We start from the raw sequence: 24,869 nt of genomic DNA, 5'->3' as shown, positions 1-24,869 counted from the left end.
GCGAGCGGGAATCGTCATATCGGCCTTGGAGATCGCGGGCGAAGGCTTCGCCAACCTGGTCAGGGCCGGAAGGCAGCAGCCACAACGAATTCCCCTTCGGGTCGCGGTCTCCACCTCACCCTGGAATTCAGCGGTCCTGCGCCTTCGCCTCGGGACGCACCGCGCCGACGAACAGGCCGGCCATTCCGTCTTCCTCGAACACGTACACGGCGTACAGGCTGCGCTCGCGGGCGGCCTCCATGAAGATGTCGTCCTCGGCGTCCACCAGGGCCGCCTCGGATACGAACCGGTCACCCTGCCGCGAATACAGCCACAAGGTCTCGTCGTCGTTGGTGGAGGAGGGCACGCCCAGATGATCCGACACCCGCTTGCTCATCGTCAGCGCATCCGCTTCGGGCGACAACACGCCGCAAAGGTCCAGAACCACCCCCTTGGTGTCCATCACAGCCTCGCCGTCGCCCCAGCCGGTCACCAGGATTTCGATGGACTGATCCGGCGACAGGCGTCCGGCGCTGGCCGGATCGAAGTTGAAGTAGACGGCGATGTCCTGGAACTCCTCGCCCATGTCGCCCATTTCGGCGGCCATCTGCGTCGTCACGTCCCTCCAGCCTGAACCCTTGGCCGCGCCACCGGCGACCCGCGCGCTGGCGTCCGTCGACAGGCAAAGGTCCGCGAAGGACCGGAACGGCTCGGCGGCCGCGGCGCCCGCCAGCGCCAGGGAGAGCATCGCTCCCATCATTACAGACCGAAGCATGACGTTCCCCCGTGATTCAACCTTGGCGTTTGGCTTAACACGGCGTTCGCCTGCCGCAAGGCTTCTCTGCAATCCACCGTCGTGATGCGTGGCGGGGGTGGCAGCCGCGCGCTGTCGCGCTAAGGATCAGGCATGAGCGACGCCGATCCGAGTCTCGATGGCCCTCCGTGGGAGGAAGACGCCCCCGACGGCGACGTCGTCGAGCGCGATCCCGACACCGACGACATGTTCGGCGCGCCCGAACCCGCTGGCATGCGGGAGGCCGAAGCCGCCGCAATTCCTGACGAGCCGAAGCCGGAGGCCAAAGCCGCCAAACGCGCCGCTCCCGCCGACTCCGGCCCCGCGGCCCATGTCGACGACGGCGAGGCCTACACCGTCCTGGCCCGCAAATACCGGCCGCACACCTTCGAGGACCTGATCGGCCAGGAGGCCATGGTCCGCACCCTGACCAACGCCTTCGCCACCGGCCGCATCGCCCACGCCTTCATGCTCACCGGCGTCCGCGGGGTCGGCAAGACGACCACCGCCCGGCTGCTGGCCCGCGCGCTCAACAACGAGACCGACAGCATCGACCGCCCGTCGCTGGCCCTGACCGACCAGGGCCGCCACGACGCCTCCATCATGGCCGGCCAGCATATGGACGTGGTCGAGATGGACGCCGCCTCCCACACCGGCATCGACGGCATCCGCGACATCATCGAGAGCGTCCGCTACGCCCCCGTCGAGGCGCGCTACAAGGTCTATGTCCTCGACGAAGTCCACATGCTGTCGAACCAGGCCTTCAACGCCCTGCTGAAGACGCTGGAAGAGCCGCCGCCGCACGCCAAATTCATCTTCGCCACCACCGAGATCCGCAAGGTGCCGGTGACCATCCTCAGCCGCTGCCAGCGTTTCGACCTGCGCCGCGTCGAGCCGGAAATCCTCGTCGAACACCTCGCCCGCATCGCTGACCGCGAGGGGATGAAGATCGAGCAGGACGCCCTCGCCCTGATCGCCCGCGCCGCCGAGGGTTCGGTGCGCGACGGCCTCAGCCTGCTGGACCAGGCTCTGGTCCAGGGCGACCGGGGCGAGACGGTCAGGACCGAGGTCGTCCGCGACATGCTGGGCCTCGCCGACCGCAGCCAGACTATCGCCCTGTTCGAATCCATCATGGCCGGCCGCACGCCCGAGGCGCTGGAGCTGTTCCGCACCCTCTACGGCTACGGCGCCGATCCGGTGCAGATCACCAACGATCTGCTGGAGCACTGCCACGCCGCCTCGGTGGCCAAGATGCTGGGGCCGCAGGCGACCCGCCTGCCCAATGACCAGGCCCAGAAGCTGACGGCCCTGGGCGCGGTGATCTCGGCCGGCGCCCTCGCCCGCGTCTGGCAGATGCTGCTCCGCGCCCTGGACGAGGTCCGCCGCGCGCCCAATCCGGCCGACGCCGTCGAGATGGCCATCGTCCGCCTCGCCTACGCCGCCGACCTGCCGGGACCCGAAGAAGCCCTGAAAGCCTTGCGCGACGGCGAGCCCATGCCCGGCGGCTCTGCCCCGCGCGGCCCCTCGGGCGGCGGCGGGGGCGGCGGCGGAGCGTCGGCCCAGCTGGCCGCCCGACCGGTCGCCGCGCCGGCCTTGCCGGACCCGCAGTCGTTCGAGCAGGTCGTGGCCCTGATCGGCGAGAAGCGCGAGGTCGGCCTGCAGATGGACGTGCAGCGCTACGTCCGCCCCGTGGCCTTCAAGCCGGGCGCCATCACCTATGAAAGCCTCGACGGCGCGCCGATGGACCTGGCGCGCAAGCTGGCCTCGCGTCTCAAGGACTGGACCGGCCGCACCTGGCTGATCGCCGCCAACGGCCAGGGCGGCGGCGAGACCATGATCGAGATCGACCGCCGCAAGCGCTCGGAAGAGCGGGCCGGAATCGAGGCCGACCCCTTCGTCATGGCGGTGATGCAGGCCTTCCCCGGGGCGAAGATCGGCGAGATCAAGACGCTCGCGCCGGCGGTGGAGCTTCCGGCCATTCCGGATGAGCCGGGGGAGGAAGACTGAGAATTTCCGCTCATCCCGGCGAAAGCCGGGACCCAGTTCTTTCCAGCCTGACGCCGGCGTCCGAGGACTGCGAGTGAGGCTCACCGGTCCCGCCGGATCGCCCAGAACACTGGGTCCCGGCTTTCGCCGGGATGAGCGGAATTTGATGGCTCAGATAATCCGCGCCGCTTCCTCGAACCCCAAGCGCGGCGAGCGCGGGAACAGGTTCTCGTCCGTGCCGTAGCCGAGGTTGACGATGAAGTTGGGCTCGACCGCCGTGCCGGCGAAGAATTCGGCCTTCACCCCCTCGGCGTCAAAGCCCGACATCGGGCCCACGTCCAGGCCCAGCGCCCGCGCGGCGATCATGAAATAGCCGCCCTGCAGCGAGCTGTTGCGGAAGGCGGACTCGCGCCGCGCGGCCGCGTCGGCGAACCAGTCCCGGGCCCCGGGCGCATGCGGAAACAGCCGCGGCAGGGTTTCGTGGAAATCCATGTCGTAGCCGATGATCACGGCGACCGGCGCCTGCAGCGTCTTGGCCTGGTTGCCCTCGCTCATCAGCGGGACCAGCCGCGCTTTCGCCTCCGGCGAGGTCACGAACACGAACCGCGCCGGGGTGTTGTTCACCGCCGTCGGGCCGAATTTGGTCAGGTCGTACAGGCGGCGCATCAGGTCTTCGGACACCGGCCGGTCCGACCAGGCGTTGCGCGTGCGGGCGGCGGTGAACAGCTGGTCCAGCGCCGTCTCGGAGAGGGGCAGGTCGCGGGCGGGCGTGGAATCGAAGGCCATGAGGCGGCTCCTGATCAGCAACAGTGGTGGATGCTAAATGGCGCGGCCCGGATTTGGTTCAAGGGCATTCGAAACAAATTCTGTTGCTATTTTTCAGGCCTGTCCCAAGCCAGGGTCAGCGCCTATCTTGAGGGCATGAAAGACCTCAACGCCCTCATGCAACAGGCCCAGGCTATGCAGCAGAAGCTGCAGGACGCCCAGGCGAAAATGGCCGAAACCACCGCGTCCGGAACCTCGGGCGGCGGCCTCGTCACCGTCGCCCTGAAGGGCGCGGGCGAGATCACCTCGGTGGTTATCGACGACAGTCTGCTGGTCCCCGGCGAGGGCGAGATCCTCGCCGACCTGATCGTCGCCGCCCACGCCGACGCCAAGCGCAAGCTGGACGAGGTCAACAGCGCCCTGATGCGCGAGGCCGCCGGCCCCATGGCCGGGATGAACATCCCCGGCATGCCGAAGCTGTTCTGACTTGGCCGCCTCGGCCGGACCCGAGATCGAACGGCTGATCTCGCTTCTGGCGAAGCTGCCGGGGCTCGGGCCCCGCTCGGCCCGTCGCGCGGCCCTGGCCCTGCTCAAGAAGCGTGAGCAGCTGCTGGTCCCGCTCGCGGCCTCGCTGGCCGAGACGGCGGCGAAGGTCACCTCGTGCAGCGTCTGCGGCGCGCCCGACACCCGCGATCCCTGTTCCATCTGTTCTGACGGCGCGCGCGACAACGCCCTGATCTGCGTGGTCGAGGAGGCCGGGGCCCTGTGGGCCATGGAGCGGTCGGGCGCCTTTCGCGGCAAATATCATGTGCTGGGCGGCCTGCTGTCGGCCCTGGATGGCGTCGGCCCCGACGCCCTGCGGGTCGCCGAACTGGTCGGACGGGTGCGCGGCGGCGAGGCGAAGGAGATCGTCCTGGCCCTTCCCGCCACCGTCGACGGCCAGACCACGGCCCACTATCTCGCCGAACGGCTGGCCGACACCGGCGTCATCATCACATCCCTGGCGCGCGGCGTCCCGGTCGGCGGCGAGCTCGACTGGCTGGACGACGGCACCATCATCCAGGCGCTGAGGCAGCGCCGGCCGGCGTAGGGTCGGGCTCCCCGCCTGCGTCGTCATCCCCGGGTAAAGCCAGAGGAAGACGGGTGGGAACAGGCCGCCTACGACCGATTCTGACGCAGGCCGGGTGTAGACTGCCGCGTGCAGGGCTATCTCCCCTTCCAACGAGTCGGGACGCTATGGGCGATGCTACCAACGCTTTGGACGACTTGGACGGTCTGGACGGTGTTTTTCCGGATTTTACCCGAGTGAAATCCACGAGCGCCCGCCATGGCGGCCCCCGGCGACTCCGGTTAAGGAACGGAGCATGAACGCCTCCCTCGTCGCTTTCCTCGCCGCCTCCCTGGTCGCCGTCATCGCCCTCGCCTGGGCCCTGATGGAGCGTCGTCGCGCCGCCGCGGCCGAAACCCGGAACTGGGAGCTGCGCGAGCGTCACGCCGAGACCGAGGCCCGCATGCGCCTGTTCGAGGACCAGGCCGCGACCTCGACCGAACTGCTCCGCGCCCAGGCCGCCCAGTCGGCCAACACCGTGGCGGAGGAGTTGCTGAAGCGCACCGACGAGACCTTCCGCACCCGCGAACTGATGTCCCAGCAGCGGATGGAAGCCCAGCTCAAGCCCGTGGCCGAGACCCTGAAACTGTTCCAGGAGCATGTCGCCGCGCTCGAGAAGGCGCGCAATGAGGAGACCGGCGGGCTCAAGGAACAGCTGGCCCTGCTGATGACCGCCTCCACCGCCACACGCGACGAGGCGCGGCGGTTGACCGAGGCGCTCAAGGGCAACACCGGCCGCCGGGGCCGCTGGGGCGAGCAGACCTGCCGCAATGTGCTCGAGGCCGCCGGCATGGCCGGCCGTTTCGACTTCGAGGAACAGTCCTCCAGCGCCGACGACGCCGGCCGCCAGCAACGCCCCGACTTCGTTGTCCGTCTGCCCGGCGGCGGCATGTTCGTGATCGACGCCAAGGTGTCGCTGGCCTTCGGCGACGAAACCGATGGCGACGAGGAGGCCCAGCGCCTCGCCGCCTCCCTGCGCACCGCCACCAGCATGAAGACCCACGTGCGCCAGCTGTCCTCCAAGGCCTATCAGGATCAATTCAAGCCCAGTCCGGACTTCGTCGCCATGTTCGTGCCCGGCGACGCCTTCCTCGCCGCCGCCCTCGATCACGAGCCCGACCTGATGACCACGGCCATGGCTTCGCGCGTCGTCATCGTCACCCCGACCACCCTGTTCGCCCTGTGCAAGGCCGTCGCCTACGGCTGGCGCGCCGAGGAGCAGGCGCGCAACGCCGAGGACGTCGCGAAACTGGGCAAGGAGCTCTACAAACGCCTGTCGGTCATGGGCGGCCACGCCGCCGCCGTGGGCCGGGCGCTCGATACCGCCGTCGGTAAATACAACCAGTTCGTCGGCTCGCTCGAGAGCCAGGTCATGGTCTCGGCCCGTCGGTTCGAGGATCTCCAGGTCGATCACGAAGGCAAGGAACTGCCCGAACTGGCGCCCGTCGACCAGTCGCCTCGCGCTCTCAGCCGACCGGAGCTGGTCGCGACCGAAGGCCGCGCCACGGCGCTTCCCAAGGCCTGACCCCGGGTTGGACAAGGACGCTTGACACGATCGCTCCGTGATGTAAAACACACTTGTCAAATCGACAGGGAGCCTTGTCATGAACCCGATCGCCAAGCCCAAGCGCCCGCATGGGCCCGCAACCTACGCCCTCGTCATGATCGGCTCGCTGGCTGTCGGCGGTCTGGCCGGCGCCGCCAGCGCAGTCTTCGGCGACCAGCCGGGGCCGGTTGGCGTGGCGCTGACCGCGGCCATGATCTCCGCCGCCATGGCGGCCGGCCTCGCCGGCTGCATCTGGTGGTGGCGCGGCATCGACGAGGCGGCGCGCGAGGCGCACAAATGGGCCTGGTGGTGGGGCGGCACGGGCGGGATGGCCGTCGGGGCGGTGCTGCTGCTGACCCTCATGATGCGGGCGCAGGACGTTCCCGTCCCCGCCGGCTTCGGCTCCCGGGCCGCGGACATCTTTGTCTCGGGCATGATGTCGATCCTGCTGTTCCAGCTCGCCGGCTACTCTCTCGCCTGGGCCGGCTGGTGGCTGAAGCACCGGTGAGGCCGCTCGCATGAACAATCGTCTCAAGGTCCTGCGCGCCGAACGGAACTGGAGCCAGGCCGATCTCGCCGACGCCCTCGGCGTCTCGCGCCAGACCGTCAACGCCCTCGAAACCGGCCGCTACGACCCCTCCCTGCCGCTGGCCTTCAAGATCGCCAGGGTGTTCGGCCACCCCATCGAATCCATCTTCACCGAGGACTGAGCCCTTCCTCGGGACCCACCACAAAATCGCTTCCGACCCGCTCCAAGGATTGTTTCCATGACCGTTTCCACGCCTCTGAAAACCCGCGCGGCCCATCTGGCCCGCACCGCCCTGGGGGCCGTTCTCGGCCTCGGACTGGCCGGCGCCATCGCCTTCCAGCCGGCCCAGGCCTTCGCCCAGGCGGTCGAGGCTGCCCCCGCCGCCGCCGTGGCCGCCCGCGTGGTTCCCCAGGCCGAAGGCGCCGGCCCGGCCCTGTGGGTCATCCGCGACGCCGACTCGACCCTCTATCTGTTCGGCACGGTCCACGTCCTGCGCCCGACCACGGCCTGGGGCTCGGCCAGGGTGGACGCGGCCTTCGCCGGCGCCGACCAGATCTGGTTCGAGATATCCAACCCCGACGATCAGGCCGCCATCCTCCCCCTGATCCAGCAGCACGGCATCTCGCCCGACCGCCCCCTCTCCAGCCTGCTGACGGCCGAGGAAATGGCCGCGCTGAACGCCGCAGCCGCCGGCGCCGGCATGAAGGCCGCGCAGCTGGACGTCTTCCGTCCCTGGCTGGCCGGCCTGACCCTGTCGGTCGCGCCGCTGGTCAAGGCCGGCTACGATCCCCAGTCGGGCGTTGAGCTGATCCTCAAGGCCCGCGCCGATGCGGCGGGCAAGCCGATCCACGGCTTCGAGACCATCGACAGGCAGATCGGCATACTCGCCGGCATGTCGGAGACCGATCAGCTGAGCTTCCTGCGCTCGACGCTTGAGGCCTACGGCGACGCCACGGTCGAACTGGACGAGATGGTGGGGGCCTGGGCCACGGGGGACGTGGCGACGCTGGAACGGGTCGCAGTCGATGAGATGCGCGCCGAATCCCCGGCCGTCTACGAGGCGCTGCTGGTCCGGCGGAACACCGACTGGGCGGGTCAGATCCAGACGCTGCTGGCGGGCTCGGGCACGGCCTTCATCGCCGTGGGCGCGGCCCACCTCGCCGGGGAGGACAGCGTGCAGGAAATTCTGAAGGATCGCGGCGTCGCCGTCACCCGCGAATAGGGCGACGGCTGGAGCGGGCGGCGGGAATCGAACCCGCACGAAAAGCTTGGGAAGCTTTCAGGCTACCACTACATCACGCCCGCGGAGCCGCCGCAGCCTTAGGGCCAACGGCGGACGGCGTCCAGACGGGACGGCTGCGGGAGGCCGTCCCGTTCCGTTTTCAGGCTCAGTCGGCGCGATAGACGACCACCCCGTCGACCACCGTCAGCATAGCCTTGCCCCTGGGGATGTCGGCGACGGGAGCGGTCATCAGGTCGACGTCGAAGGCGGTCAGGTCAGCGCGCTTGCCGACCTCGATCGTGCCCAGTTCGGCCTCGCGGAAGCTGGCGTAGGCGGGCCACAGGGTGAACATCTTCAACGCCGTGGCGCGGTCCACGGCCTCATTCGGGCGCCAGTCGGGTCCCTGGTTTCCTTCCAGATCGCGGCGGGCGACGGCGGCGTAGAATTCGATCAGCGGCGACCCGCGCTCCACCGGCGCGTCAGAGCCCCCGACCACGATGACGCCGAGATCGACCAGGCTATGCCAGGCGTAGGCGCCGTCGAGACGGGCGTCGCCAAGGCGCGCGGGGGCGAAATACAGGTCGCCGATGGCGTGGCTGGGCTGCATCGAGGCGATGATCGGCAGGTCCCTGAACCAGTGATAGTCGGCGGGCCGCAGAATCTGGGCGTGTTCGATGCGCCAGCGCACGTCGGCGCCGTTGGGCCGGTCCGCGGGCGCCACCCCGGCCAGCGCCTGCTGGTACCACTCGGCCACCGACGCGTTGCCCCGGTCGCCGATGGCGTGCGTCGCGATCTGTATGCCGCCCCTCAGGGCCGCCTGGTACAGCGGCACGATCTCCTGTTCCGCGATCTGCATCAGACCGGTGGTGTCGGGCCGGTCGGCATAAGGCTCGAACAGGGCCGCGCCGCGCGAGCCCAGGGCGCCGTCGGCGTAGTATTTGATCGCCCGGGTGATGATCCGGCCGTCGGCGACGCTGCGCGGCCCACCGGCGATCAGCTCGGCCGCGCCGTCGGGCGTGACGCTGTTGTAGATGCGCAGGGGCGCCTCCCCGGCCTCGGCCATGGCCTCCAGCAGGGGGATGTCCTTCCACGGTGCGCTCATGAAGTGGACGCCGGTCCAGCCATAGGCGGCCTCGACCCGGAAGCCGGCGCGATAGGCCTCGCGCAGGGCGGCGGGATTGGCCTGGGGCAGGAGGCCGGCGACCAGCTGCTCGGCGGCGTCGACCAGCAGGCCGGTCGGCTGGCCGTCGGGTCCTTTCAGGATTTCGCCGCCCGACGGGGCGACGGTCGAGGCGCCGATGCCGGCGGCGGCTAGGGCCGGGGTCGAGGCGACCACGGCGTGGCCGTCGGCGCGGCCCAGCAGAACGACGCGGCCCGGCGCGGCGGCGTCCAGATCGGCGGCGGTCAGGAAGCGCGCCTCGGGCCAGCGCGTCTCGATCCAGCCGCGACCGACAATGGGCCCCTCGGGGTGGGCGGCCGCCCACGCCCTCAGCCGGGCCATGGCGTCGGCCACGGAGGCCGAACCTTCGAGGTTCAGGGTCAGCTCGCGCCAGCCGATGCCGTCGAGGTGGGCGTGGCCGTCGGTGAAGCCGGGAAACAGGACCGCGCCCTCGAGGTCGAGGGTTTCGGCGTATTCGACGTCCGGAACGCCGGAGGCGGGGCCGACATAGGCGATCCGCCCGTCCTGGACGAGGACCACCTCGGCCGTCGGCTGCCCGGCCACGCCGGTGTAGATCGTGCCGCCCCGGATCAGCAGCTCCTGCGCCTCGGCGCTCCAGGCGGCGGAACCGAGCAGCAGGGCGAGGGTGAGGGTGCGGATCATCAGCGAACTCCGGAAGAGGCGATGGCAGGGGTGGCGGGCGCCGGGCCGGGGGTCAAGACCGGGAGGAGCGGGGGTGAAAAATACAGTCCAAAGCGTCCATAGCGTCCATAGCGTCCATTCCGTCCATCCCTTCGTCCTGGCCGCATCGGCCAGGAAAGCATCCTACAGGGAGCATGCGTCAAAACCGGTCGTAGTGGCGAGCGGGCGCGCCTTCCCCATCTGGAAGGTATGAAACTCTACACTATCGGATACGAAGGCGAGCCGCAGGCCGCCGTAATCGACCGGCTCAAGGCCGCGGGCGTGACCGTTCTGGCCGATGTGCGGGCGGTGGCGGCGTCGCGGCGGGCGGGCTTTTCCAAGACCGTGCTGGGCTCCAGCCTGGCCGAGGCGGGGATCGAATACGTCCACCTGCGCGATCTCGGCACCCCCAAGGCCGGGCGGGACGCGGCGCGCAAGGGCCGGATCGGCGAGATGCGCGACATCTTCGCCCGTCACATGGAAGAGCCGCCGTCGCAGCTGGCCTTCGAGCGGCTGCGCGAGATCGCCAGGGACCGGCCCACCGCCCTGCTATGCTTCGAGGCCGACCATGCGGGCTGTCACCGCGCGGTGCTGGCCGAACGGCTGGCGAGCGAGGACGGGTTCGAGGTGGTGAACCTCTAGACCCGCACCGTCAGGGCCTAGGCGGCCTTCTGCCGGCCCTCGAAGTTTCCGTAGAAGGTCTCGCCCTTCGCGGCCATGTCGCGGAGCAGCTGCGGGACCTTGAAGCGGTCGCCGTGCTCGGCGGCCAGTTCGTCGGCCTTGGCGACGAAGGCCTTCAGCCCGGTCTGGTCGATCAGGGTGATTGGCCCGCCGGTCCAGGGCGCGAAGCCCCAGCCGAGGATGGCGCCGAGATCGGCCTCGCGCGGGTCGTCGATGACGCCCTCTTCCCAGCAGCGTGCGACCTCGACGGCTTGACGGTACAGCAGGCGTGTCTTCAGCTCGGCGACGCGGCCGAGCGCCTCGGGCGACTCGTCGAAGCCCTCGGTCTTCGTCGTCGGAGCCAGTTCGGCGAGGCCCTTCCACAGCGTCTTGGGCGAACCCTTTTCGGCCGGGTAGTCATAGAAGCCCATGCCGTTCTTGCGGCCGAAGCGGCCACTCTCGACCATGGTCGCGACGATGTCTTCGCCGGGGTTGGGCACGTATTTGTCGCCCAGGTCGGCGCGCGTCTGTTTGCCGATCTTGTAGGAGAGGTCGAGCGCGACGTCGTCGTGCATTTCCAGCGGGCCGCGCGGCATGCCGGTCATGCGGCCGACGTTGTCGATCAGGGCCGGGGCATAGCCCTCCTTCAGCATCGCCATGCCTTCGGTCAGGAAGGTGGAGAAGCAGCGGCTGGTGTAGAAGCCGCGGCTGTCGTTGACGACGATCGGGGTCTTTTTGATCTTCAGGACGTAGTCGAGCGACTTCGCCAAGGCCTCCTGCGAGGTCTTCTCGCCCATGATGATCTCGACCAGCATCATCTTGTCGACGGGCGAGAAGAAGTGGATGCCGATGAAGTCCTCGGGCCGCTCGCTGGCTTCAGCGAGCCCGGTGATCGGCAGGGTCGAGGTGTTGGAGCCGAAGATGGCGCCGGGCGCCAGCTGGGCCTCGGCCCGCCTGGTGACGTCGGCCTTGATCTCGCGGCTTTCGAACACGGCCTCGACCACCAGATCGCTGCCTTTCACATGAGCATAGTCGGTCGTGGCGGTGACCATGGCCAGGGTGGCGTCGAACTTCTCCTGGGTCATCTGACCGCGCGACAGACGCTTCTTCAGCAGGTCGGCGACATGGGCCTTGCCCTTGTCGGCGGCTTCCTGGGTCTGGTCGATCAGCACGGTCTCGATGCCGGCCATGACCTGCACATAGGCAATGCCGGCGCCCATCATACCGGCGCCGAGGACGGTCACCTTCTTCGGGTCGGACTTCGGCACGCCCGCGGGGCGGACGGCGCCCTTGTCGAGCTCCTGCTTGGACAGGAACAGGCTGCGGATCATGGCCTGGGCCTGCGGCGTCATCAGGGTCTTGATGAAGTAGCGGGTCTCGATGCGCAGGGCGGCGTCCATGGGGACCTGCGTCCCTTCATAGACGGCCTTCATCAGGTTCGTGGCGGCCGGATAGTTGCCGTATGTCTGCTTGCGGATCATCGCATTGCCGACGAGGAAATTCTGGATGCCGGCCGGGTGGTAGGGGCCGCCGCCGGGCAGTTTGAAGGACTTGTCGTCCCACGGCTGGACGGCCTTGCCGCCGCCCTTGATCCAAGCCTTGGCGGCTTCCACTTCGCTGCCCTTGGCCACGACCTCGTGGACGAAGCCGGCGCCCTTGGCGTCGTTGGGACGGAAGGACTTGCCCTCGGTCATGGCCATCATCGCCGCTTGCACGCCGATCAGTCGCGTCAGCCGCTGGGTGCCGCCGCCTCCGGGGAAGAGGCCGACCTTGATCTCGGGCAGGCCCAGCTGGATCCTGTTGTCGTCGCCGACGACCCGATAGTGGCAGGCCAGCGTCAGTTCGAGACCGCCGCCGAGGGCCAGGCCGTTGATCGCCGCGGCGACCGGCTTGCCGCAGGTCTCGAGCGCGCGCAGGGCGCCGTTCAGCTTCCAGCCGGCGTCATAGGCCTCCTGCAGCGAACCGCCCGCCAGCATGCCGCCGGCCATGTCGCCGAGGTCGGCGCCGGCGCAGAAGCCGCTCGCCTTGCCCGAGGTCAGGACCGCGCCCTTGATGGCGTCGTCGGTCTTCACCCGTTCGACCCATTCGGGGATTTCCTTCATCACGCCCGAGGTCAGGGTGTTCATCGACCGCCCGGGGACGTCGAAGGTGATCAGGGCAATGCCGTCGGCGTCGACGTCGATCTTGAAGTTTTCCATGCTCGTGATCCTCAGACGCGTTCGATAACGGTGGCGGTGCCCATGCCGCCGCCGATGCACAGGGTGATCAGGGCGGTCGAGCGGTTGGACCGCTCCAGCTCGTCCAGGGCGATGCCGGTGATCATGGCGCCCGTGGCGCCCAGCGGATGGCCCATGGAGATGCCGCCGCCGTTCACGTTCATCTTCGCATGGTCGATGTCGAGCGCCTGCATGTAGCGCAGCACCACGGCGGCGAAGGCCTCGTTCAGCTCCCACAGGTCGATGTCAGCGGTGGTCATGCCAAGCTTGCCCAGCAGTTTGCGGGTCACGAGCTCGGGGCCGGTCAGCATGATCGAGGGCTCGGAGCCGATCGAGGCGCCGCCGAGGATTTTGGCCCGCGGCTTGAGGCCCAGGGCCTTGCCGGCTTCCAGCGAGCCGATCAGCACCCCGGCCGAACCATCGACGATGCCCGACGAATTGCCGGGCGTGTGGACGTGGGTGATGCGTTCGACCTCGGGGTAGCGCTGGCCGATCACGGCGTCGAAAGCCATCTCGCCCATCATGGCGAAGGACGGGTTCAGGGCGCCCAGGGTCTGCATGTCGGTGTTGGGGCGGATGGTCTCGTCGCGGTCGAGGATGGTCAGGCCCAGCTGGTCCTTGACCGGCACCACCGATTTCGAGAATCGGCCGTCGGCCCAGGCGGCGGCGGCGCGCTTGTGGCTTTCCATCGAATAGGCGTCGACGTCGTCGCGGCTGAAGCCGTATTTCGAGGCGATCATGTCGGCGGAGACGCCCTGGGGCACGAAATAGGTCGGGAAGGCCGAGGAGGGGTCCACGGGCCAGGCGCCGCCATCGCTGCCCATGGGGACGCGGCTCATCGCCTCGACGCCGCCGCCGACGGCGAATTCAGCCTCGCCGGACTTCACCTTGGCGGTGGCCATGTTCACGGCTTCCAGGCCCGAGGCGCAGAAGCGGTTGACCTGGACCCCGGCGACGGTCTGGGCCCAGCCGGCGGAGAGGACGGCGGTGCGGGCGATGTCGGCGCCGAGCTCGCCCACGGGGGTGACGCAGCCGAGGATGACGTCGTCGATCCTGGAGGTGTCCAGATCGTTGCGGTCGCGCAGCGCTTCCAGCACCTGGGTGGCCAGGCTGAGGCCGGTGATCTCGTGCAGGGACCCGTCCTTCTTGCCCTTGCCGCGGGGCGTGCGGACCGCGTCGTAGATATAGGCCTCGGCCATGGGTGCGTCTCACATTTGAGCGCCCTGACGCTCGCCACGCGGTGGCTCGCTGCTTGAGGGCGAGGGTGCGGATTGGAAACTCGCTCGCCACAAACCCTACGTTTACGTCAACGTCAAGTAATTTGCCCTCGTGTCGGCTCCAGTGGGCGGTTTCGGAAAAAACACCGTCCAGGTCGTCCAGGTCGTCTGCCCACTGACCGGGCCAGCGGGGATCATGGCAGACGCCTGCGTCAAAAGCGGTCGTAGCGGACGAGGACGCGGTCCGGACTCGGGCCGAAATCACCCTGTTGTGTCCGCTGCCGGGCGCCCCCGGGGGCGAATTCACGAGAACGACTCTCAGCTGACGTGGGTACGGGAACGGTCGCCGTCTCAGGGTCTTAAGCCGCCAGACCCCCCCGCTGACAGGAGACGAGACCATGGCGCAGACCTATGAAGAGATGGACGCGATCGCGATGCTGAAGGCCGACCACCGCAAGGTGGAGGAGATCTTCGCGGCGTTCGAAAAGGCGACCTCGAAATCGAGGAAGCAGGCGCTGGCCGAACAGGCCTGTCTCGAGCTCAAGGTCCACACCGCGATCGAGGAGGAGGTCTTCTATCCGGCCTGCCGCGGCAAGATCGACGAGGACCTGCTGAACGAGGCCTATGTCGAGCATGACGGCGCCAAGCTGCTGATCAACGACATCGAGGCCGGCGGACCGGAAGAGGATTTCTACGACGCCAAGGTCAAGGTGTTGTCGGAAATGATCGAGCACCACGTCGAGGAAGAAGAGATGCGTTCCGAGGGCATGTTCGCCCAGGCGCGCGCCGCCGGCCTCGACATGGACGCCCTGGCCGACGCCATGCGCGCCCGCAAGGCGACCGCGATGGAGGAGTTCCAGGCAGGCAAGCCCGCGGTGACGCTGACGCTGGAAGGCGACGACACCGAAAAGGCGCTGATGGACACGCCGATGGGCGGCGCCGCACGCTGAATAACGGAGACACGGAACGGCGCGGGGGCCGGGACGCTATGTCCCCGCACCTGACCGAGGAAGCCCCATGCGCCGTTCCGTCCTTCTGATTCTGGCCATCCTCCTGCCGGCCGCCTCCGCCTGCGCCGACAGCTATGCGCCGCAGGCTGCGCGGGCGCCGCTGATCGAGCCGGCGTCCCGGTCTGCACGCGAGGTCGTACCCATCGCCCCGCCCCGCAGCTCGCGACCGTCCGACCAGATCGAGACGCGGCTGCTGGCGGCGCACAACGGCGAACGGGCCCGGGTCGGCTCACCGCCGCTGGTCTGGAGCGACGAACTGGAAGCCGAAGCCGGGCGCTGGGCCGAGGCGCTGATCTCCACCGGCCGTTTCGCCCACGACCCCTCCATGCACGGCCATGGCGAGAACCTGTGGAGCGGCTGGGGCGGCCGCGCCTTCACGCCCGAGGACATGGTCGGCGAATGGATCGCCGAGAAGGCGCGATACCGGGCGGGGGTGTTCCCGAACGTCAGCCGCACGGGGAACTGGGTCGACGTGGGCCACTACACCCAGCTGGTCTGGAGCGGCACGACCCATGTCGGCTGCGCCATCGCCTCGCGAGCTGATCGCTCGGTTCTGGCCTGCCGCTATGCGCCGCCCGGAAATGTCGATGGCGGCCGGGCATATTGAAGCCCTCTGCTTTCCGCGAAGCGGGAGCATTGGGAGTTTCGTCGCAAAGGACACGAAGGGGTTTGCGCCTGGCGCCGATGCCTTTGTGTCCTTCGTGACTTCCTTCGTGCTCTTCGTGATCAACCCGCCGCTCTCAAGCCCGGCTGCGCCGGGGAAAGCGAACCCGGAATCTAGCCGACGTAGCCGGCCTGCATCAGTTCGGCGATGTGGACGATGGCGACGGGTCGGTCGGCCTCGACCACCAGCAGGGTGGCGATCCTGTTTTGCGTCATCAGGTCGACCGCATCGCTCATACGGGCGTCGGGGCCGATGACCTTGGGTCGCGGGCTCATGACGTCGGCGGCGGTCAGGCCGTTGAGGTCGCGCGAGAAGGCCCGGCGGATGTCGCCGTCGGTGACGATCCCGGCCAGTGTCCCGTCCCCGGCCAGCACCGCCGCCGCGCCCTTGCGGCCCTCGGTGATGGCGGAGACCACTTCGGCGAAGGTGGCCGTGAGCGGGACCGTCGCCGGCGCCGGCGGGCGATCGCCCATCCAGTCGCGCACGCTCTGCAGGCTCATGCCCAGCTTGCCGCCGGGGTGGTGCAGACCGAAGGCCTCGGCGGTGAAACCGCGCCGGTCCATCAGCACCATGGCCAGGGCGTCGCCCAGGGCCAGGGTCATCAGGGTCGAGGTCGTGGGGGCAAGGCCGTTCGGGCAGGCTTCGGCCACCTGCGGCATGGTCAGGCAGACGGCGGAGGAGCGGCCGAGGAAGCTGTTGGGGCGCTGGGTCAGGCCGATGACGGGAATGCCCTCGCGCTGGCAGTAGATCAGGGGATCGCGCAGCTCCCGGCTCTCGCCCGAGTTGGAGATGGCCAGCAGGGTGACGTCCTTGCGGAGCATGCCCAGGTCGCCATGGCTCATCTCGGCCGGGTGGACGAAGAAGGCGTTGGTTCCGGTGGAGGCGAGGGTGGCGGCGATCTTGCCGCCAATATGGCCCGACTTGCCCATGCCGGTGACCACGACATAGCCGGGGCGGGACAGGATGATCTCGCAGGCGCGGGCGATGCTGTCGTCGAGCCCGGTTTCCAACGCCTGAAGGGCGGCGATGTTGAGCCGGATCACGTCGCGCGCCCGGGCGGTGATGGCGGCGGGCTCGGCGGGCAGGGCGGGGGTGGCGTCGGTCATGAGGCGGAATTGGCCTATCCGGGCGGGTTTCACAACGTCTCCGCCGGGCCCGAGGCATGCTGCAATGCGAAGAAAAGCTTCACCTTGAGACAACCAACCCGGCGCCGATGCGTTGACAGGCGCATGGGGACGTCGAACCAGAACACCGCCGCCGTGAAAACGGCCGCCGAAGCCATGCCGCACCTTCCGAAACCGTCCACGCGCCTGCGCCGGCCCGCCTTGTTTCTCGATCTGGACGGCGTGCTGGCCCCCCTGGCCCCGACACCGGACGCCGTGATCCCGAATGCGCGTCGGACAGCGGTGCTCAAATCTCTGGCGCACCGGCTCGGCGGACGGGTCGCCATCGTCAGCGGCCGGACGATCGCCGAGATCGACCGCATCGCCGAAACGGCCCTGACCCCGGCCTCGGGCGTGCACGGGCTGGAGCGGCGCCGCGCTGATGGCTCCCTGACACGGGCGAAGGCCGATCCGGGGGTGCGCGACGCGGTGGCCGCCTTCGAACGGTTCGCCGAGACCCGTCCCGGCACCATCGTCGAGGACAAGGCGGTCTCCGCCGGCCTGCATTTCCGCGGCGCCCCCGCCGAGGCCGGCGCCGCCGGGGCCCTGGCCGAACGTCTGGCGGACGAAACGGGCCTGACCCTGCAGGCCGGCCACCTGGTGATCGAGCTGAAGACCCCGGGCTCCGACAAGGGCAAGGCCCTGACCGCCTTCATGCAGGAGCCCCCGTTCGCGGGCGCCGTGCCTGTCATGCTGGGCGACGACCTGACGGACGAACACGGATTCGAGGCGGCCGCGGCCCTCGGCGGGTTCGGCGTTCTCGTCGGGCCGCCGCGAGACTCCGCCGCCCGTTATGGATTGCCCGACGTGGACGCCGTCCTCGCCTGGCTGGAGGCCGTCGAGGAGACGTCATGACCCCGAACCTCGACCTCGCCCCCGTCGGCAACTGCTCCATCAGCGCCCTGATCGACCGCAACGGGCGCTATGTCTGGGCCTGCGCGCCGCGCGTGGACGGGGATCCGGTGTTTTCGGCCCTGATGGACGGCCTCGATCCCGAGCACGGATTCTGGGATGTGGAGCTGGAAGGCCAGGCGACGGTCGAGCAGGCCTATATCCGCAACACCCCGGTGCTCCGGACCGTCCTGACGGCCGTGGACGGCGCGTCTGTCGAGATCATCGACTTCGCTCCGCGCCACCCGAAACATAGCCGGACCTACCGCCCGCTGGCGTTCGGGCGGATCGTGCGACCCCTGAGCGGATCGCCGCGTATCCGCGTGCGCCTGCGCCCATCCGCCGACTGGGGGGCGCGCCGGGCGGAGACGACCAACGGCTCCAACCACATCCGCTATCTGTGCACCGATGTGACCTTCCGGCTGACCACCGACTGCCCGGTGTCCCATATCCTCAACGAGCGGGTGTTCCGGCTGGAGCGGCCGCACGCCTTCTTCCTCGGACCCGACGAGGGCTACGATCAGGATGTCGGTCCCGGCGTTTCGGCGGCGCTCGACCGAACCGTCGCCTATTGGCAGGACTGGGTCCGCACCCTGTATCTGCCGCTGGACTATCAGGAGGCGGTGATCCGGGCCGCGATCACGCTGAAGCTCTGCGCCTACGAGGAGACGGGCGCGATCGTCGCGGCCATGACCACCTCGGTGCCCGAATTTCCCGAGAGCGGACGCAACTGGGACTATCGGTACTGCTGGATCCGCGACGCCTACTATGTGGTGCGGGCTCTGAACCGGCTGGGCGCGGTCGACCTGCTGGAAAACTATCTCGGCTATCTGCGCAACCTGGTCGACGCCTCGGCCGGCGGTCACGTCCAGCCCGTCTATGGCGTGGGTCTGGAAGAGGATATCGACGAGCGGATCACGGAGTCGGTCGAGGGCTACCGCGGCATGAAGCCGGTGCGCATCGGCAACCAGGCGCGGGAGCACCTGCAGCACGACGTCTATGGCCAGATCGTCCTGCCGCTGGTTCAGACCTTCTACGACCAGCGGCTGCTGCGCCCCGGCACCATCGAGGACTTTCACGCCCTGGAGAAGGTCGGGGACCGCGCCTTCGCCATGCACGACCAGGTCGACGCCGGCCTGTGGGAGTTCCGCACCATCGCCCGGGTCCACACCTACTCCTCGGTCATGTGCTGGGCCGCCTGCGACCGGCTGGCCAAGGCGGCCGATCATCTCGGCCTGGCGGAGCGGGCCGGGATTTGGGGCGAGCGGGCCGGCATCATCCGCGAACGGATCGAGCGCGAGGCCTTCGTCGAGGACGAGGGACGGTTCGCGGCCAGTTTCGGCAACCGCGAGCTGGACGCCTCACTGCTCCAGCTCACCGACCTCGGCTTCCTCGATCCGCGGGACCCGCGCCAGGTCAGGACCTTCGAGGCGATCGAGCGCGATCTGAAGAAGGGCCCCTACCTGTTCCGCTACATCGAGCCCGACGATTTCGGCGAGCCCGAGACGGCCTTCAACTTCTGCACCTTCTGGTTCATCGAGGCCCTCTATCTGAATGGCCGGACCGAGGAGGCGCGCGAGATCTTCGAGGAAATGCTGAGCCGCCGAACCCACGCCGGCCTGCTGTCCGAAGACCTGTCCCTGAACGACAAGGAACTGTGGGGCAACTACCCCCAGACCTATTCCCTGGTCGGCATCATCAACTGCGCCGTCCTGCTGAGCCGTTCCTGGACTGCCGCGCGATGACGCCGTTCGGGAAATCGCGAAGCGACCTGAAGGCGAAGGGAGCCGTTGACCGCCGATGAGCCGCCTGATCGTCGTTTCCAACCGGGTGTCGGCCCCCAAGGACCCCGCCGCCGGCTCGGCGGGCGGCCTGGCCATGGCGCTGTCGGCGGCGCTGCGGAAATACGACGGCCTGTGGTTCGGCTGGTCCGGCGAGACGGTCGAGCAGTTCACCGGCGAGCTGAAGATGGAGAACCGCGCGGGTGTCACCGTCGCCCTCGTCGACCTGGAGGCCCAGGACGTCGATGAATATTACAACGGCTACGCCAACAAGACCCTGTGGCCGCTGTTCCACCATCGCGTCGACCTGACGGCCTACGAGCGGTCGTACGGCGAAGGGTACGAACGGACCAACGCGCGGTTCGCCGACGTCCTTGCGCCCCTGATCCAGCCCGACGACGTGATCTGGATCCACGACTATCACATGATCCCCCTGGCCCGGGACCTGCGGCGCAGGGGAGTGAAGAACCGGATCGGCTTCTTCCTGCACGTGCCCTGGCCGGTGCGTCAGCTGCTCGTCACCCTGCCGCACCACCGGCGCCTGGTGGAGACGATGTTCGACTATGACCTGATCGGCTTCCAGACCCGCGAATGGCTGGACCTGTTCCGCGACTATGTGGCGGCCGAGCCCGGCGTGCACGGCAAGCTGCTGCCGAATGACGCGCTGGAGGCCTTCGGCAAGACGGTCCAGACCGGCGTCTTTCCCATAGGCATAGACGTCGAGGGCTTCATCGCCGCTCGCAACTCGGTCCAGGGAAACCGGACATACGATCGGATGGCGGCGTCGGCGGCCTTCCGTTCCCTGATCGTCGGGGTCGACCGGCTGGATTATTCCAAAGGGCTGGAAGAACGGCTGCTCGGCTATGAGCAGTTTCTGGAAACCAACCCCGACATGCGGTCCCAGGTCCTGTTGCTGCAGGTCACGCCGATCTCGCGAGATGAGGTGGATGCCTACCAGGATATCCGGGGGCGGCTGGACGCCCTGGCCGGCCGCATCAACGGCGAATACGCCGAGATGGACTGGCAGCCGATCCGCTATCTGAATCGCACCTATCGCCGGGATCAGCTGGCCGGCATCTATCGCGCGGCTCGCGTCTGTCTGGTGACGCCCCTGCGCGACGGCATGAACCTGGTCGCCAAGGAATATGTCGCGGCCCAGAATCCGGACGACCCCGGCGTGCTGGTGCTGTCGCGGTTCGCCGGAGCGGCCGAGCAGATGGGCGAGGCCCTGCTGGTCAATCCGTTCAGCCGCGAGGAGATGTCCGACGCCATCAAACGGGCCCTGACCCTGCCCCTGGCCGAGCGCAAGCGGAAATGGAAATGCCTGATGCAGGTCGTGCGAGACACCGATGTCGGCATCTGGCGTGACGACTTCGTCTCGACCTTGCGGGCCATCGAACGCCCGGCGGACGGCGGCGACCGGCCGGCCGCCGCCCCTTCCTCCGATCAGGCGGCCTGAACGGCCCCGGGCAGGACGCCGTCCTTCGCCAGGGCGCGCGCATTGGCGGGCCGGTTCAACGACCGCTCCAGCCAGGCGTCGATCAGGGCGCTCCCGGGGACGTAGTCGCGGGCCCATGCGACAGCCGATGCGATCATCACATCCACGGCGGTGAACCGGTCGCCCATCAGATAGGGCCCCGTCGCCAGCGCGGTCAGCAGGCGCGCGACGGCGGCGTCATGGCGGGCTTTCGCGTTCGGGTCGGTCTCGGCCGCGCCGCTGATCTTGTCCCAGAAGGCCGGCTCCATCTCGCCCGCCGTCCAGGCCAGCCAGGTCACATAGGCGGCGCGACCCGCCGAACCGACCGGCGCGCCCAGGTTCGCTTCCGGGTGCAGGTCCGTGAGGTAGAGGGCGATCGCGGCCGACTCGGTCACCAACGCCTCATTGTGAAGAAGGGCGGGAACCTTGCCGTCGGGGTGCGGATTGGCCGGATCACGAGCTCCGGACAGGGTCATGGCGCGGAAGATGTCGACAGGGCGGATGTCATAGTCGGCGCCGATCTCCTCCAGCAGCCAGACGATACGGCCGGACCGCGACTGCGGCGCATGGAACAGGGTGAGCATCGAGACCTCCCGCATATGACGGCCCCTCGCCGCCGACAGGAAGTTGACTACTGCCACCCTGCTGACGGCATGGTGTCAGCAGGCGTCATCCAGGGTGGGCGAAATGAGACGCGCCGACCGACTGTTCCAGATCATCCAGGTGCTGCGCCGGTCCGCGAAACCGGTGACGGCCGACGCCATCGCGGCCGAGCTGGAGACGTCGAAACGCTCCATCTATCGCGACATCGCCACCCTGATGGGCCAGCGCGTGCCGATCCGGGGCGAGGCGGGGATCGGCTATGTGCTGGACGGCGGGTTCGACATGCCGCCGCTGATGCTGACCTCGGACGAGGTCGAGGCGGCGGTGCTGGGCGCGCAATGGGTGGCGGGGCGCGGCGATCCGGCCCTGGCGCGCGCCGCCCGCGACCTGATCGCCAAGATCGCCGCCACCGTGCCGGAAAAACTGCGCCCGGTGATTCTGGAGCCGGCGGTGGCGACGCCGCCGGCGTGGCAGCACGAGATCGAAACGCTTGACCTGGGCCGCGTCCGCGCCGCGATCCACGCGGGCCGGAAGCTGCGGCTGCGCTACGCCGACGAACAGGGTCAGGAGACCCTTCGGATCATCTGGCCGTGCCTGGTCGGCTATCGCGAAACAAAGCGCCTGCTGGTCGGCTGGTGCGAGACGCGCGAGGATTTCCGCACCTTCCGCACCGACCGGGTGGTGGAGGTCGATTTTCTGGAGGACCGCTACCCGGGCCGCCCCGCCGTGCTGCGCGCGCGGTGGTTCGCCCTGATGGAGGCCCGACGCGCCGAATGGGAGGCGCAATGCGCCGAAGCCGGCGCTCCGGCTCCGGAGACCCCGGCCGCGCCACGCCCGCAGGGCGGGTGCGGCTGATCCGTCAATAGATCTCGAACAGACCGGCCGCGCCCATGCCGCCGCCGATGCACATGGTGACGACGCCATATTTCGCGCCGCGGCGCTTGCCCTCGATCAGGACGTGGCCGGTCATCCGCGCGCCCGACATGCCGTAGGGGTGGCCGATCGAGATGGCGCCTCCCGAGACGTTGAGCCGCTCGTCCGGGATGCCCAGCCGGTCGCGGCAGTAGAGCACCTGGACGGCGAAGGCCTCGTTCAGCTCCCAGATGCCGATGTCGTCGACCGTCAGGCCGTGCCGTTCCAGCAGGCGGGGCACGGCGAAGACCGGGCCGATGCCCATCTCGTCGGGCTCGCAGCCGGCGACCGCCATGCCGCGATAAGCCCCCAGCGGCGTCAGGCCGCGCCGTTCGGCCTCCTTCGCCTCCATGAGGACGCTGGCCGAGGCCCCGTCCGACAGCTGGGAGGCGTTGCCGGCGGTGATGAACCGGCCCTCGGCGATCGCCTCGCCGCCGCCGAACACCGGCTTGAGCGACGACAGGCCGTCCAGGGTGGTGTCCGGACGGTTGCCCTCGTCCTTGGACAGTCTGACTTCTTGCGGGGAGGCCTGGCCCGTGGCCTTGTCCATCACCTGCATGGTGGCGGTCATGGGCGCGATCTCGGCGTCCAGCCGGCCCTCGGCCTGGGCCACGGCGGTGCGCTGCTGGGACTGGAGGGCGTATGCGTCCTGGGCCTCGCGGCTGATTCCGTAGCGGGCGGCGACGACCTCGGCGGTCTCGAGCATCGACATATAGATGTGCGGCTGCAGCTTCAGCAGGTCCGGGTCGCGCAGGCGGAACAGGTTCATGTTCTGGTTCTGCACCAGCGAGACCGACTCCAGCCCCCCGCCGACGGCGACGACCTGGCCGTCGTGGATGACCTGTTTCGCCGCCGTGGCGATGGCCATCAGGCCCGAGGCGCACTGGCGGTCGAGGCTCATCCCCGCCGTCGTCACCGGCAGGCCGGCCGCAAGCGCCGATTGTCGCGCCACATTGGTGCCGGTCGAGCCCTGCTGCAGGGCCGCGCCCATGACCACGTCCTCGATCTCGGCCGGATCCACGCCCGAACGGGCGACGGCGTGACGGATGGCGTGGCCGCCCAGCTGCTGCGCCTGGGTGTCGTTGAAGGCGCCGCGATAGGCGCGTCCGATCGGCGTGCGGGCGGTGGAGACGATGACGGCTTCGCGCATGGGCGATGCTTTCCTTGCTGGGGCGCTGACGCTCGCGACGCGGTCGCTCGCGGCCTGGGCGCGGCTGTGGCGCCAACCCTAGGCCCCTGCCGTGGGGTCAAGGCAAGAGGTCAGCCCGTGGCTTGCTGGGCTTTTGTCAGTTCGATCATGCCCTGGGCCGCGCCCATCTCCGGGACGATCTCGCCGGTGCGGTCGGAAATCTCGGCGAAACGGGCCGCGACCTGTTCGGGCGCGTCCTCGCCCACGGCGCGGATGCCCTGGGTCAGGGTCACATAGGCGCGCTCGAAGCCGCCGGCGCCCGCCGTCAGGATGCAGCGGCTGGGGGCGTCGTCGCTGACGAGGTACAGCAGGCCGGGCGACACCGTCTCGGGTCCGAGCAGGTCCAGCGGCAGGCGCGCGCCGAGGTCCTCGGTCATCCGGGTGTGGGCCGTCGGCGCCAGGCAGTTGACGCGGATGTCGTTCTTCGCCCCTTCGATCGACAGGGTCTGCATCAGCCCGACCAGGGCCATCTTGGCCGCGCCGTAGTTGGACTGGCCGAAATTGCCGTACAGGCCCGAGGACGAGGTGGTCATGACGATGCGGCCGTAGTTCTGCTCCCGCATGATGTCCCATACCGCCCTGGTGCAGTGGACCGCCCCCATCAGGTGGACGTCGACGACGAAGCGGAAATCCTCCAGCTCCATCTTGGCGAAGGTCTTGTCGCGCAGGACGCCGGCGTTGTTGACCAGGATGTCGACCCGACCCCATTCGGCCATCGCGGCCTGGACCATGGCCTCCACGGCGACGGCGTCGGTGACCGAGGCGGCGTTGGCGATGGCCGCGCCGCCCATGGCCCGGATCTCGGCCACGACCGATTCCGCCGCCGTCGCCGATCCGCCCGAGCCGTCACGGGCCCCGCCGAGATCGTTGACCACCACCTTTGCGCCGCGTTTGGCCAGGGCCAGGGCGTGTTCCCGCCCCAGACCGCCTCCGGCCCCCGTAACGATGGCCACCCGGCCGTCAAACCCAATAGCCATGTCGCGCTCCTCGTCTCAGGGGGTCTTTCCTAGCAGGCGTTTCGTTTCGGGAAAGCCTGGCCAATGTGTTGAAACGGCGCCACAGTCGCCGCATTCGTAGCCAAAATCGGGAACCGCGACCGTACATTGTCGTTCGGCCTCGGGAGCGTCCCGTATACATGGGGCTTCGGGCAAACAACGAGCATGAGGGATATGATGAAGGTGAAACTTCTCGCCGGCGTCGCGATGGCGGGGCTGCTTGCAGCCGGCGCAGCGGCGGCCGAGCCGAACGGCTGGTATGGGGCGATTGACGCCGGCTACCACACGTTGGGCGACGTAGAGACGATCTCGCAGACGACGTC

23 protein-coding genes, 1 tRNA gene and 1 other RNA gene are annotated in these 24,869 nt (G+C 68.9%); 15 read left to right on the top strand and 10 right to left on the bottom strand.

The genetic code is table 11. The features are described from left to right. The first annotated feature begins 23 nt into the window (after positions 1–23). An RNA gene (gene ffs, locus ASD59_RS13875) (signal recognition particle sRNA small type) lies at positions 24–119 on the top strand. An 8-nt stretch (positions 120–127) separates the two neighbouring features. Here the strand turns inward: ffs and ASD59_RS05850 are convergent. Continuing rightward, positions 128–754: a hypothetical protein gene (locus ASD59_RS05850; protein ID WP_156376950.1), complete on the bottom strand. Its 627-nt coding sequence runs from the start codon at positions 752–754 to the stop codon at positions 128–130. Positions 755–886: 132 nt separating this feature from the next. Between ASD59_RS05850 and ASD59_RS05845 the strand changes: the two genes are divergently transcribed. Next, positions 887–2,779, top strand: coding sequence for a DNA polymerase III subunit gamma/tau (locus tag ASD59_RS05845; protein WP_055829803.1), 1,893 nt, complete (start codon positions 887–889; stop codon positions 2,777–2,779). A gap of 150 nt (positions 2,780–2,929) precedes the next feature. Here ASD59_RS05845 and ASD59_RS05840 read toward each other — a convergent pair whose 3' ends face one another. Continuing rightward, entirely contained in the window at positions 2,930–3,544 is a 615-nt protein-coding gene (locus tag ASD59_RS05840) for a malonic semialdehyde reductase (RefSeq protein ID WP_055829801.1), read from the bottom strand. A gap of 135 nt (positions 3,545–3,679) precedes the next feature. Between ASD59_RS05840 and ASD59_RS05835 the strand changes: the two genes are divergently transcribed. The 6 genes from ASD59_RS05835 (at position 3,680) to ASD59_RS05810 (ending at position 7,928) form a co-directional block, all read left to right on the top strand. After that, on the top strand, positions 3,680–4,009 hold the full coding sequence (locus ASD59_RS05835) for a YbaB/EbfC family nucleoid-associated protein (protein WP_055829799.1): 330 nt from the start codon (positions 3,680–3,682) through the stop codon (positions 4,007–4,009). A 1-nt stretch (position 4,010) separates the two neighbouring features. Continuing rightward, positions 4,011–4,613 (top strand): recombination mediator RecR, encoded by a 603-nt coding sequence (gene recR, locus ASD59_RS05830; protein ID WP_055829797.1) that lies wholly within the window; start codon positions 4,011–4,013, stop codon positions 4,611–4,613. Positions 4,614–4,887: 274 nt separating this feature from the next. Further along, on the top strand, positions 4,888–6,156 hold the full coding sequence (locus ASD59_RS05825) for a DNA recombination protein RmuC (RefSeq protein WP_055829795.1): 1,269 nt from the start codon (positions 4,888–4,890) through the stop codon (positions 6,154–6,156). A 79-nt stretch (positions 6,157–6,235) separates the two neighbouring features. Beyond that, complete coding sequence (locus ASD59_RS05820) at positions 6,236–6,685, top strand: hypothetical protein (protein WP_055829792.1); 450 nt, start codon at positions 6,236–6,238, stop codon at positions 6,683–6,685. Positions 6,686–6,695: 10 nt separating this feature from the next. Next, on the top strand, positions 6,696–6,887 hold the full coding sequence (locus tag ASD59_RS05815; RefSeq protein ID WP_055829790.1) for a helix-turn-helix transcriptional regulator: 192 nt from the start codon (positions 6,696–6,698) through the stop codon (positions 6,885–6,887). Positions 6,888–6,944: 57 nt separating this feature from the next. Next, complete coding sequence (locus ASD59_RS05810; RefSeq protein ID WP_055829789.1) at positions 6,945–7,928, top strand: TraB/GumN family protein; 984 nt, start codon at positions 6,945–6,947, stop codon at positions 7,926–7,928. Between the two features lie 9 nt (positions 7,929–7,937). On the opposite strand, the gene ASD59_RS05805 is transcribed toward ASD59_RS05810, so the two are convergent. Both ASD59_RS05805 and ASD59_RS05800 read right to left on the bottom strand, forming a co-directional pair. Further along, positions 7,938–8,011 (bottom strand) — tRNA-Gly (locus tag ASD59_RS05805). An 83-nt stretch (positions 8,012–8,094) separates the two neighbouring features. After that, on the bottom strand, positions 8,095–9,750 hold the full coding sequence (locus tag ASD59_RS05800; RefSeq protein ID WP_055829787.1) for an amidohydrolase: 1,656 nt from the start codon (positions 9,748–9,750) through the stop codon (positions 8,095–8,097). Positions 9,751–9,978: 228 nt separating this feature from the next. Here ASD59_RS05800 and ASD59_RS05795 point away from each other — a divergent pair, with 228 nt between their 5' ends. Beyond that, the gene (locus ASD59_RS05795) at positions 9,979–10,410 is read left to right on the top strand and encodes a DUF488 domain-containing protein (RefSeq protein ID WP_055829785.1); all 432 of its coding nucleotides are present in this window, start codon (positions 9,979–9,981) and stop codon (positions 10,408–10,410) included. A gap of 17 nt (positions 10,411–10,427) precedes the next feature. On the opposite strand, the gene ASD59_RS05790 is transcribed toward ASD59_RS05795, so the two are convergent. Beyond that, the gene (locus ASD59_RS05790; RefSeq protein ID WP_055829783.1) at positions 10,428–12,626 is read right to left on the bottom strand and encodes a 3-hydroxyacyl-CoA dehydrogenase NAD-binding domain-containing protein; all 2,199 of its coding nucleotides are present in this window, start codon (positions 12,624–12,626) and stop codon (positions 10,428–10,430) included. Positions 12,627–12,637: 11 nt separating this feature from the next. Beyond that, positions 12,638–13,843, bottom strand: coding sequence for an acetyl-CoA C-acetyltransferase (locus tag ASD59_RS05785; protein WP_055829781.1), 1,206 nt, complete (start codon positions 13,841–13,843; stop codon positions 12,638–12,640). Between the two features lie 416 nt (positions 13,844–14,259). Between ASD59_RS05785 and ASD59_RS05780 the strand changes: the two genes are divergently transcribed. Together ASD59_RS05780 and ASD59_RS05775 are read left to right on the top strand one after the other, a co-directional pair. Then, the gene (locus ASD59_RS05780) at positions 14,260–14,811 is read left to right on the top strand and encodes a hemerythrin domain-containing protein (protein ID WP_055829779.1); all 552 of its coding nucleotides are present in this window, start codon (positions 14,260–14,262) and stop codon (positions 14,809–14,811) included. Between the two features lie 67 nt (positions 14,812–14,878). Beyond that, the gene (locus ASD59_RS05775; RefSeq protein ID WP_082560089.1) at positions 14,879–15,478 is read left to right on the top strand and encodes a CAP family protein; all 600 of its coding nucleotides are present in this window, start codon (positions 14,879–14,881) and stop codon (positions 15,476–15,478) included. Between the two features lie 170 nt (positions 15,479–15,648). On the opposite strand, the gene ASD59_RS05770 is transcribed toward ASD59_RS05775, so the two are convergent. Next, positions 15,649–16,641, bottom strand: coding sequence for a KpsF/GutQ family sugar-phosphate isomerase (locus ASD59_RS05770; protein WP_055829777.1), 993 nt, complete (start codon positions 16,639–16,641; stop codon positions 15,649–15,651). Positions 16,642–16,764: 123 nt separating this feature from the next. On the opposite strand from ASD59_RS05770, the gene otsB reads away from it, so the two are divergent. The 3 genes from otsB to ASD59_RS05755 are packed head-to-tail and all read left to right on the top strand — an operon-like array spanning position 16,765 to position 20,829. Further along, positions 16,765–17,553 carry a trehalose-phosphatase gene (otsB, locus tag ASD59_RS05765; RefSeq protein ID WP_235561735.1) on the top strand — a complete coding sequence of 263 codons (789 nt, stop codon included), beginning with the start codon at positions 16,765–16,767 and terminating at the stop codon, positions 17,551–17,553. Continuing rightward, positions 17,550–19,334 (top strand): glycoside hydrolase family 15 protein, encoded by a 1,785-nt coding sequence (locus tag ASD59_RS05760; RefSeq protein WP_055829773.1) that lies wholly within the window; start codon positions 17,550–17,552, stop codon positions 19,332–19,334. Before otsB ends, ASD59_RS05760 begins: the two co-directional genes overlap by 4 nt. Before the next feature lie 55 nt (positions 19,335–19,389). After that, a complete protein-coding gene (locus tag ASD59_RS05755) occupies positions 19,390–20,829 on the top strand; it encodes an alpha,alpha-trehalose-phosphate synthase (UDP-forming) (protein WP_055829771.1) in 1,440 nt (479 codons plus the stop codon). On the opposite strand, the gene ASD59_RS05750 is transcribed toward ASD59_RS05755, so the two are convergent. Next, a complete protein-coding gene (locus ASD59_RS05750; protein ID WP_055829891.1) occupies positions 20,817–21,431 on the bottom strand; it encodes a glutathione S-transferase family protein in 615 nt (204 codons plus the stop codon). The two genes, ASD59_RS05755 and ASD59_RS05750, sit on opposite strands and share 13 nt — an antisense overlap. 103 nt (positions 21,432–21,534) lie before the next feature. On the opposite strand from ASD59_RS05750, the gene ASD59_RS05745 reads away from it, so the two are divergent. After that, the gene (locus tag ASD59_RS05745) at positions 21,535–22,305 is read left to right on the top strand and encodes a helix-turn-helix transcriptional regulator (protein ID WP_055829889.1); all 771 of its coding nucleotides are present in this window, start codon (positions 21,535–21,537) and stop codon (positions 22,303–22,305) included. A 4-nt stretch (positions 22,306–22,309) separates the two neighbouring features. Here ASD59_RS05745 and ASD59_RS05740 read toward each other — a convergent pair whose 3' ends face one another. Then, a complete protein-coding gene (locus ASD59_RS05740; protein ID WP_055829769.1) occupies positions 22,310–23,512 on the bottom strand; it encodes an acetyl-CoA C-acyltransferase in 1,203 nt (400 codons plus the stop codon). 110 nt (positions 23,513–23,622) lie between these two features. Then, positions 23,623–24,528 carry an SDR family NAD(P)-dependent oxidoreductase gene (locus tag ASD59_RS05735; protein ID WP_055829767.1) on the bottom strand — a complete coding sequence of 302 codons (906 nt, stop codon included), beginning with the start codon at positions 24,526–24,528 and terminating at the stop codon, positions 23,623–23,625. Positions 24,529–24,869 lie beyond the last annotated feature (341 nt).

The sequence above is a fragment of the Brevundimonas sp. Root608 genome (assembly GCF_001427825.1).
In the GTDB taxonomy this organism is placed as follows: Bacteria; Pseudomonadota; Alphaproteobacteria; order Caulobacterales; family Caulobacteraceae; genus Brevundimonas.
The sequence above is the reverse complement of the archived record's forward strand: the minus strand, read 5'-3'. Positions and strand labels throughout refer to the sequence as shown.

What these genes read in the sequence shown, in the direction of transcription:
- ASD59_RS05785 (WP_055829781.1), bottom strand. Translation starts at nt 13,843, where the DNA reads ATGGCCGAGGCCTATATCTACGACGCGGTCCGCACGCCCCGCGGCAAG.
- ASD59_RS05800 (WP_055829787.1), bottom strand. Translation starts at nt 9,750, where the DNA reads ATGATCCGCACCCTCACCCTCGCCCTGCTGCTCGGTTCCGCCGCCTGG.
- ASD59_RS05850 (WP_156376950.1), bottom strand. Translation starts at nt 754, where the DNA reads ATGCTTCGGTCTGTAATGATGGGAGCGATGCTCTCCCTGGCGCTGGCG.
- ASD59_RS05795 (WP_055829785.1), top strand. Translation starts at nt 9,979, where the DNA reads ATGAAACTCTACACTATCGGATACGAAGGCGAGCCGCAGGCCGCCGTA.
- otsB (WP_235561735.1), top strand. Translation starts at nt 16,765, where the DNA reads ATGGGGACGTCGAACCAGAACACCGCCGCCGTGAAAACGGCCGCCGAA.
- ASD59_RS05790 (WP_055829783.1), bottom strand. Translation starts at nt 12,626, where the DNA reads ATGGAAAACTTCAAGATCGACGTCGACGCCGACGGCATTGCCCTGATC.
- ASD59_RS05840 (WP_055829801.1), bottom strand. Translation starts at nt 3,544, where the DNA reads ATGGCCTTCGATTCCACGCCCGCCCGCGACCTGCCCCTCTCCGAGACG.
- ASD59_RS05845 (WP_055829803.1), top strand. Translation starts at nt 887, where the DNA reads ATGAGCGACGCCGATCCGAGTCTCGATGGCCCTCCGTGGGAGGAAGAC.
- ASD59_RS05760 (WP_055829773.1), top strand. Translation starts at nt 17,550, where the DNA reads ATGACCCCGAACCTCGACCTCGCCCCCGTCGGCAACTGCTCCATCAGC.
- ASD59_RS05755 (WP_055829771.1), top strand. Translation starts at nt 19,390, where the DNA reads ATGAGCCGCCTGATCGTCGTTTCCAACCGGGTGTCGGCCCCCAAGGAC.
- ASD59_RS05740 (WP_055829769.1), bottom strand. Translation starts at nt 23,512, where the DNA reads ATGCGCGAAGCCGTCATCGTCTCCACCGCCCGCACGCCGATCGGACGC.
- ASD59_RS05775 (WP_082560089.1), top strand. Translation starts at nt 14,879, where the DNA reads ATGCGCCGTTCCGTCCTTCTGATTCTGGCCATCCTCCTGCCGGCCGCC.
- ASD59_RS05835 (WP_055829799.1), top strand. Translation starts at nt 3,680, where the DNA reads ATGAAAGACCTCAACGCCCTCATGCAACAGGCCCAGGCTATGCAGCAG.
- ASD59_RS05745 (WP_055829889.1), top strand. Translation starts at nt 21,535, where the DNA reads ATGAGACGCGCCGACCGACTGTTCCAGATCATCCAGGTGCTGCGCCGG.
- ASD59_RS05750 (WP_055829891.1), bottom strand. Translation starts at nt 21,431, where the DNA reads ATGCTCACCCTGTTCCATGCGCCGCAGTCGCGGTCCGGCCGTATCGTC.
- ASD59_RS05815 (WP_055829790.1), top strand. Translation starts at nt 6,696, where the DNA reads ATGAACAATCGTCTCAAGGTCCTGCGCGCCGAACGGAACTGGAGCCAG.
- ASD59_RS05770 (WP_055829777.1), bottom strand. Translation starts at nt 16,641, where the DNA reads ATGACCGACGCCACCCCCGCCCTGCCCGCCGAGCCCGCCGCCATCACC.
- ASD59_RS05810 (WP_055829789.1), top strand. Translation starts at nt 6,945, where the DNA reads ATGACCGTTTCCACGCCTCTGAAAACCCGCGCGGCCCATCTGGCCCGC.
- ASD59_RS05820 (WP_055829792.1), top strand. Translation starts at nt 6,236, where the DNA reads ATGAACCCGATCGCCAAGCCCAAGCGCCCGCATGGGCCCGCAACCTAC.
- ASD59_RS05735 (WP_055829767.1), bottom strand. Translation starts at nt 24,528, where the DNA reads ATGGCTATTGGGTTTGACGGCCGGGTGGCCATCGTTACGGGGGCCGGA.
- ASD59_RS05780 (WP_055829779.1), top strand. Translation starts at nt 14,260, where the DNA reads ATGGCGCAGACCTATGAAGAGATGGACGCGATCGCGATGCTGAAGGCC.
- ASD59_RS05825 (WP_055829795.1), top strand. Translation starts at nt 4,888, where the DNA reads ATGAACGCCTCCCTCGTCGCTTTCCTCGCCGCCTCCCTGGTCGCCGTC.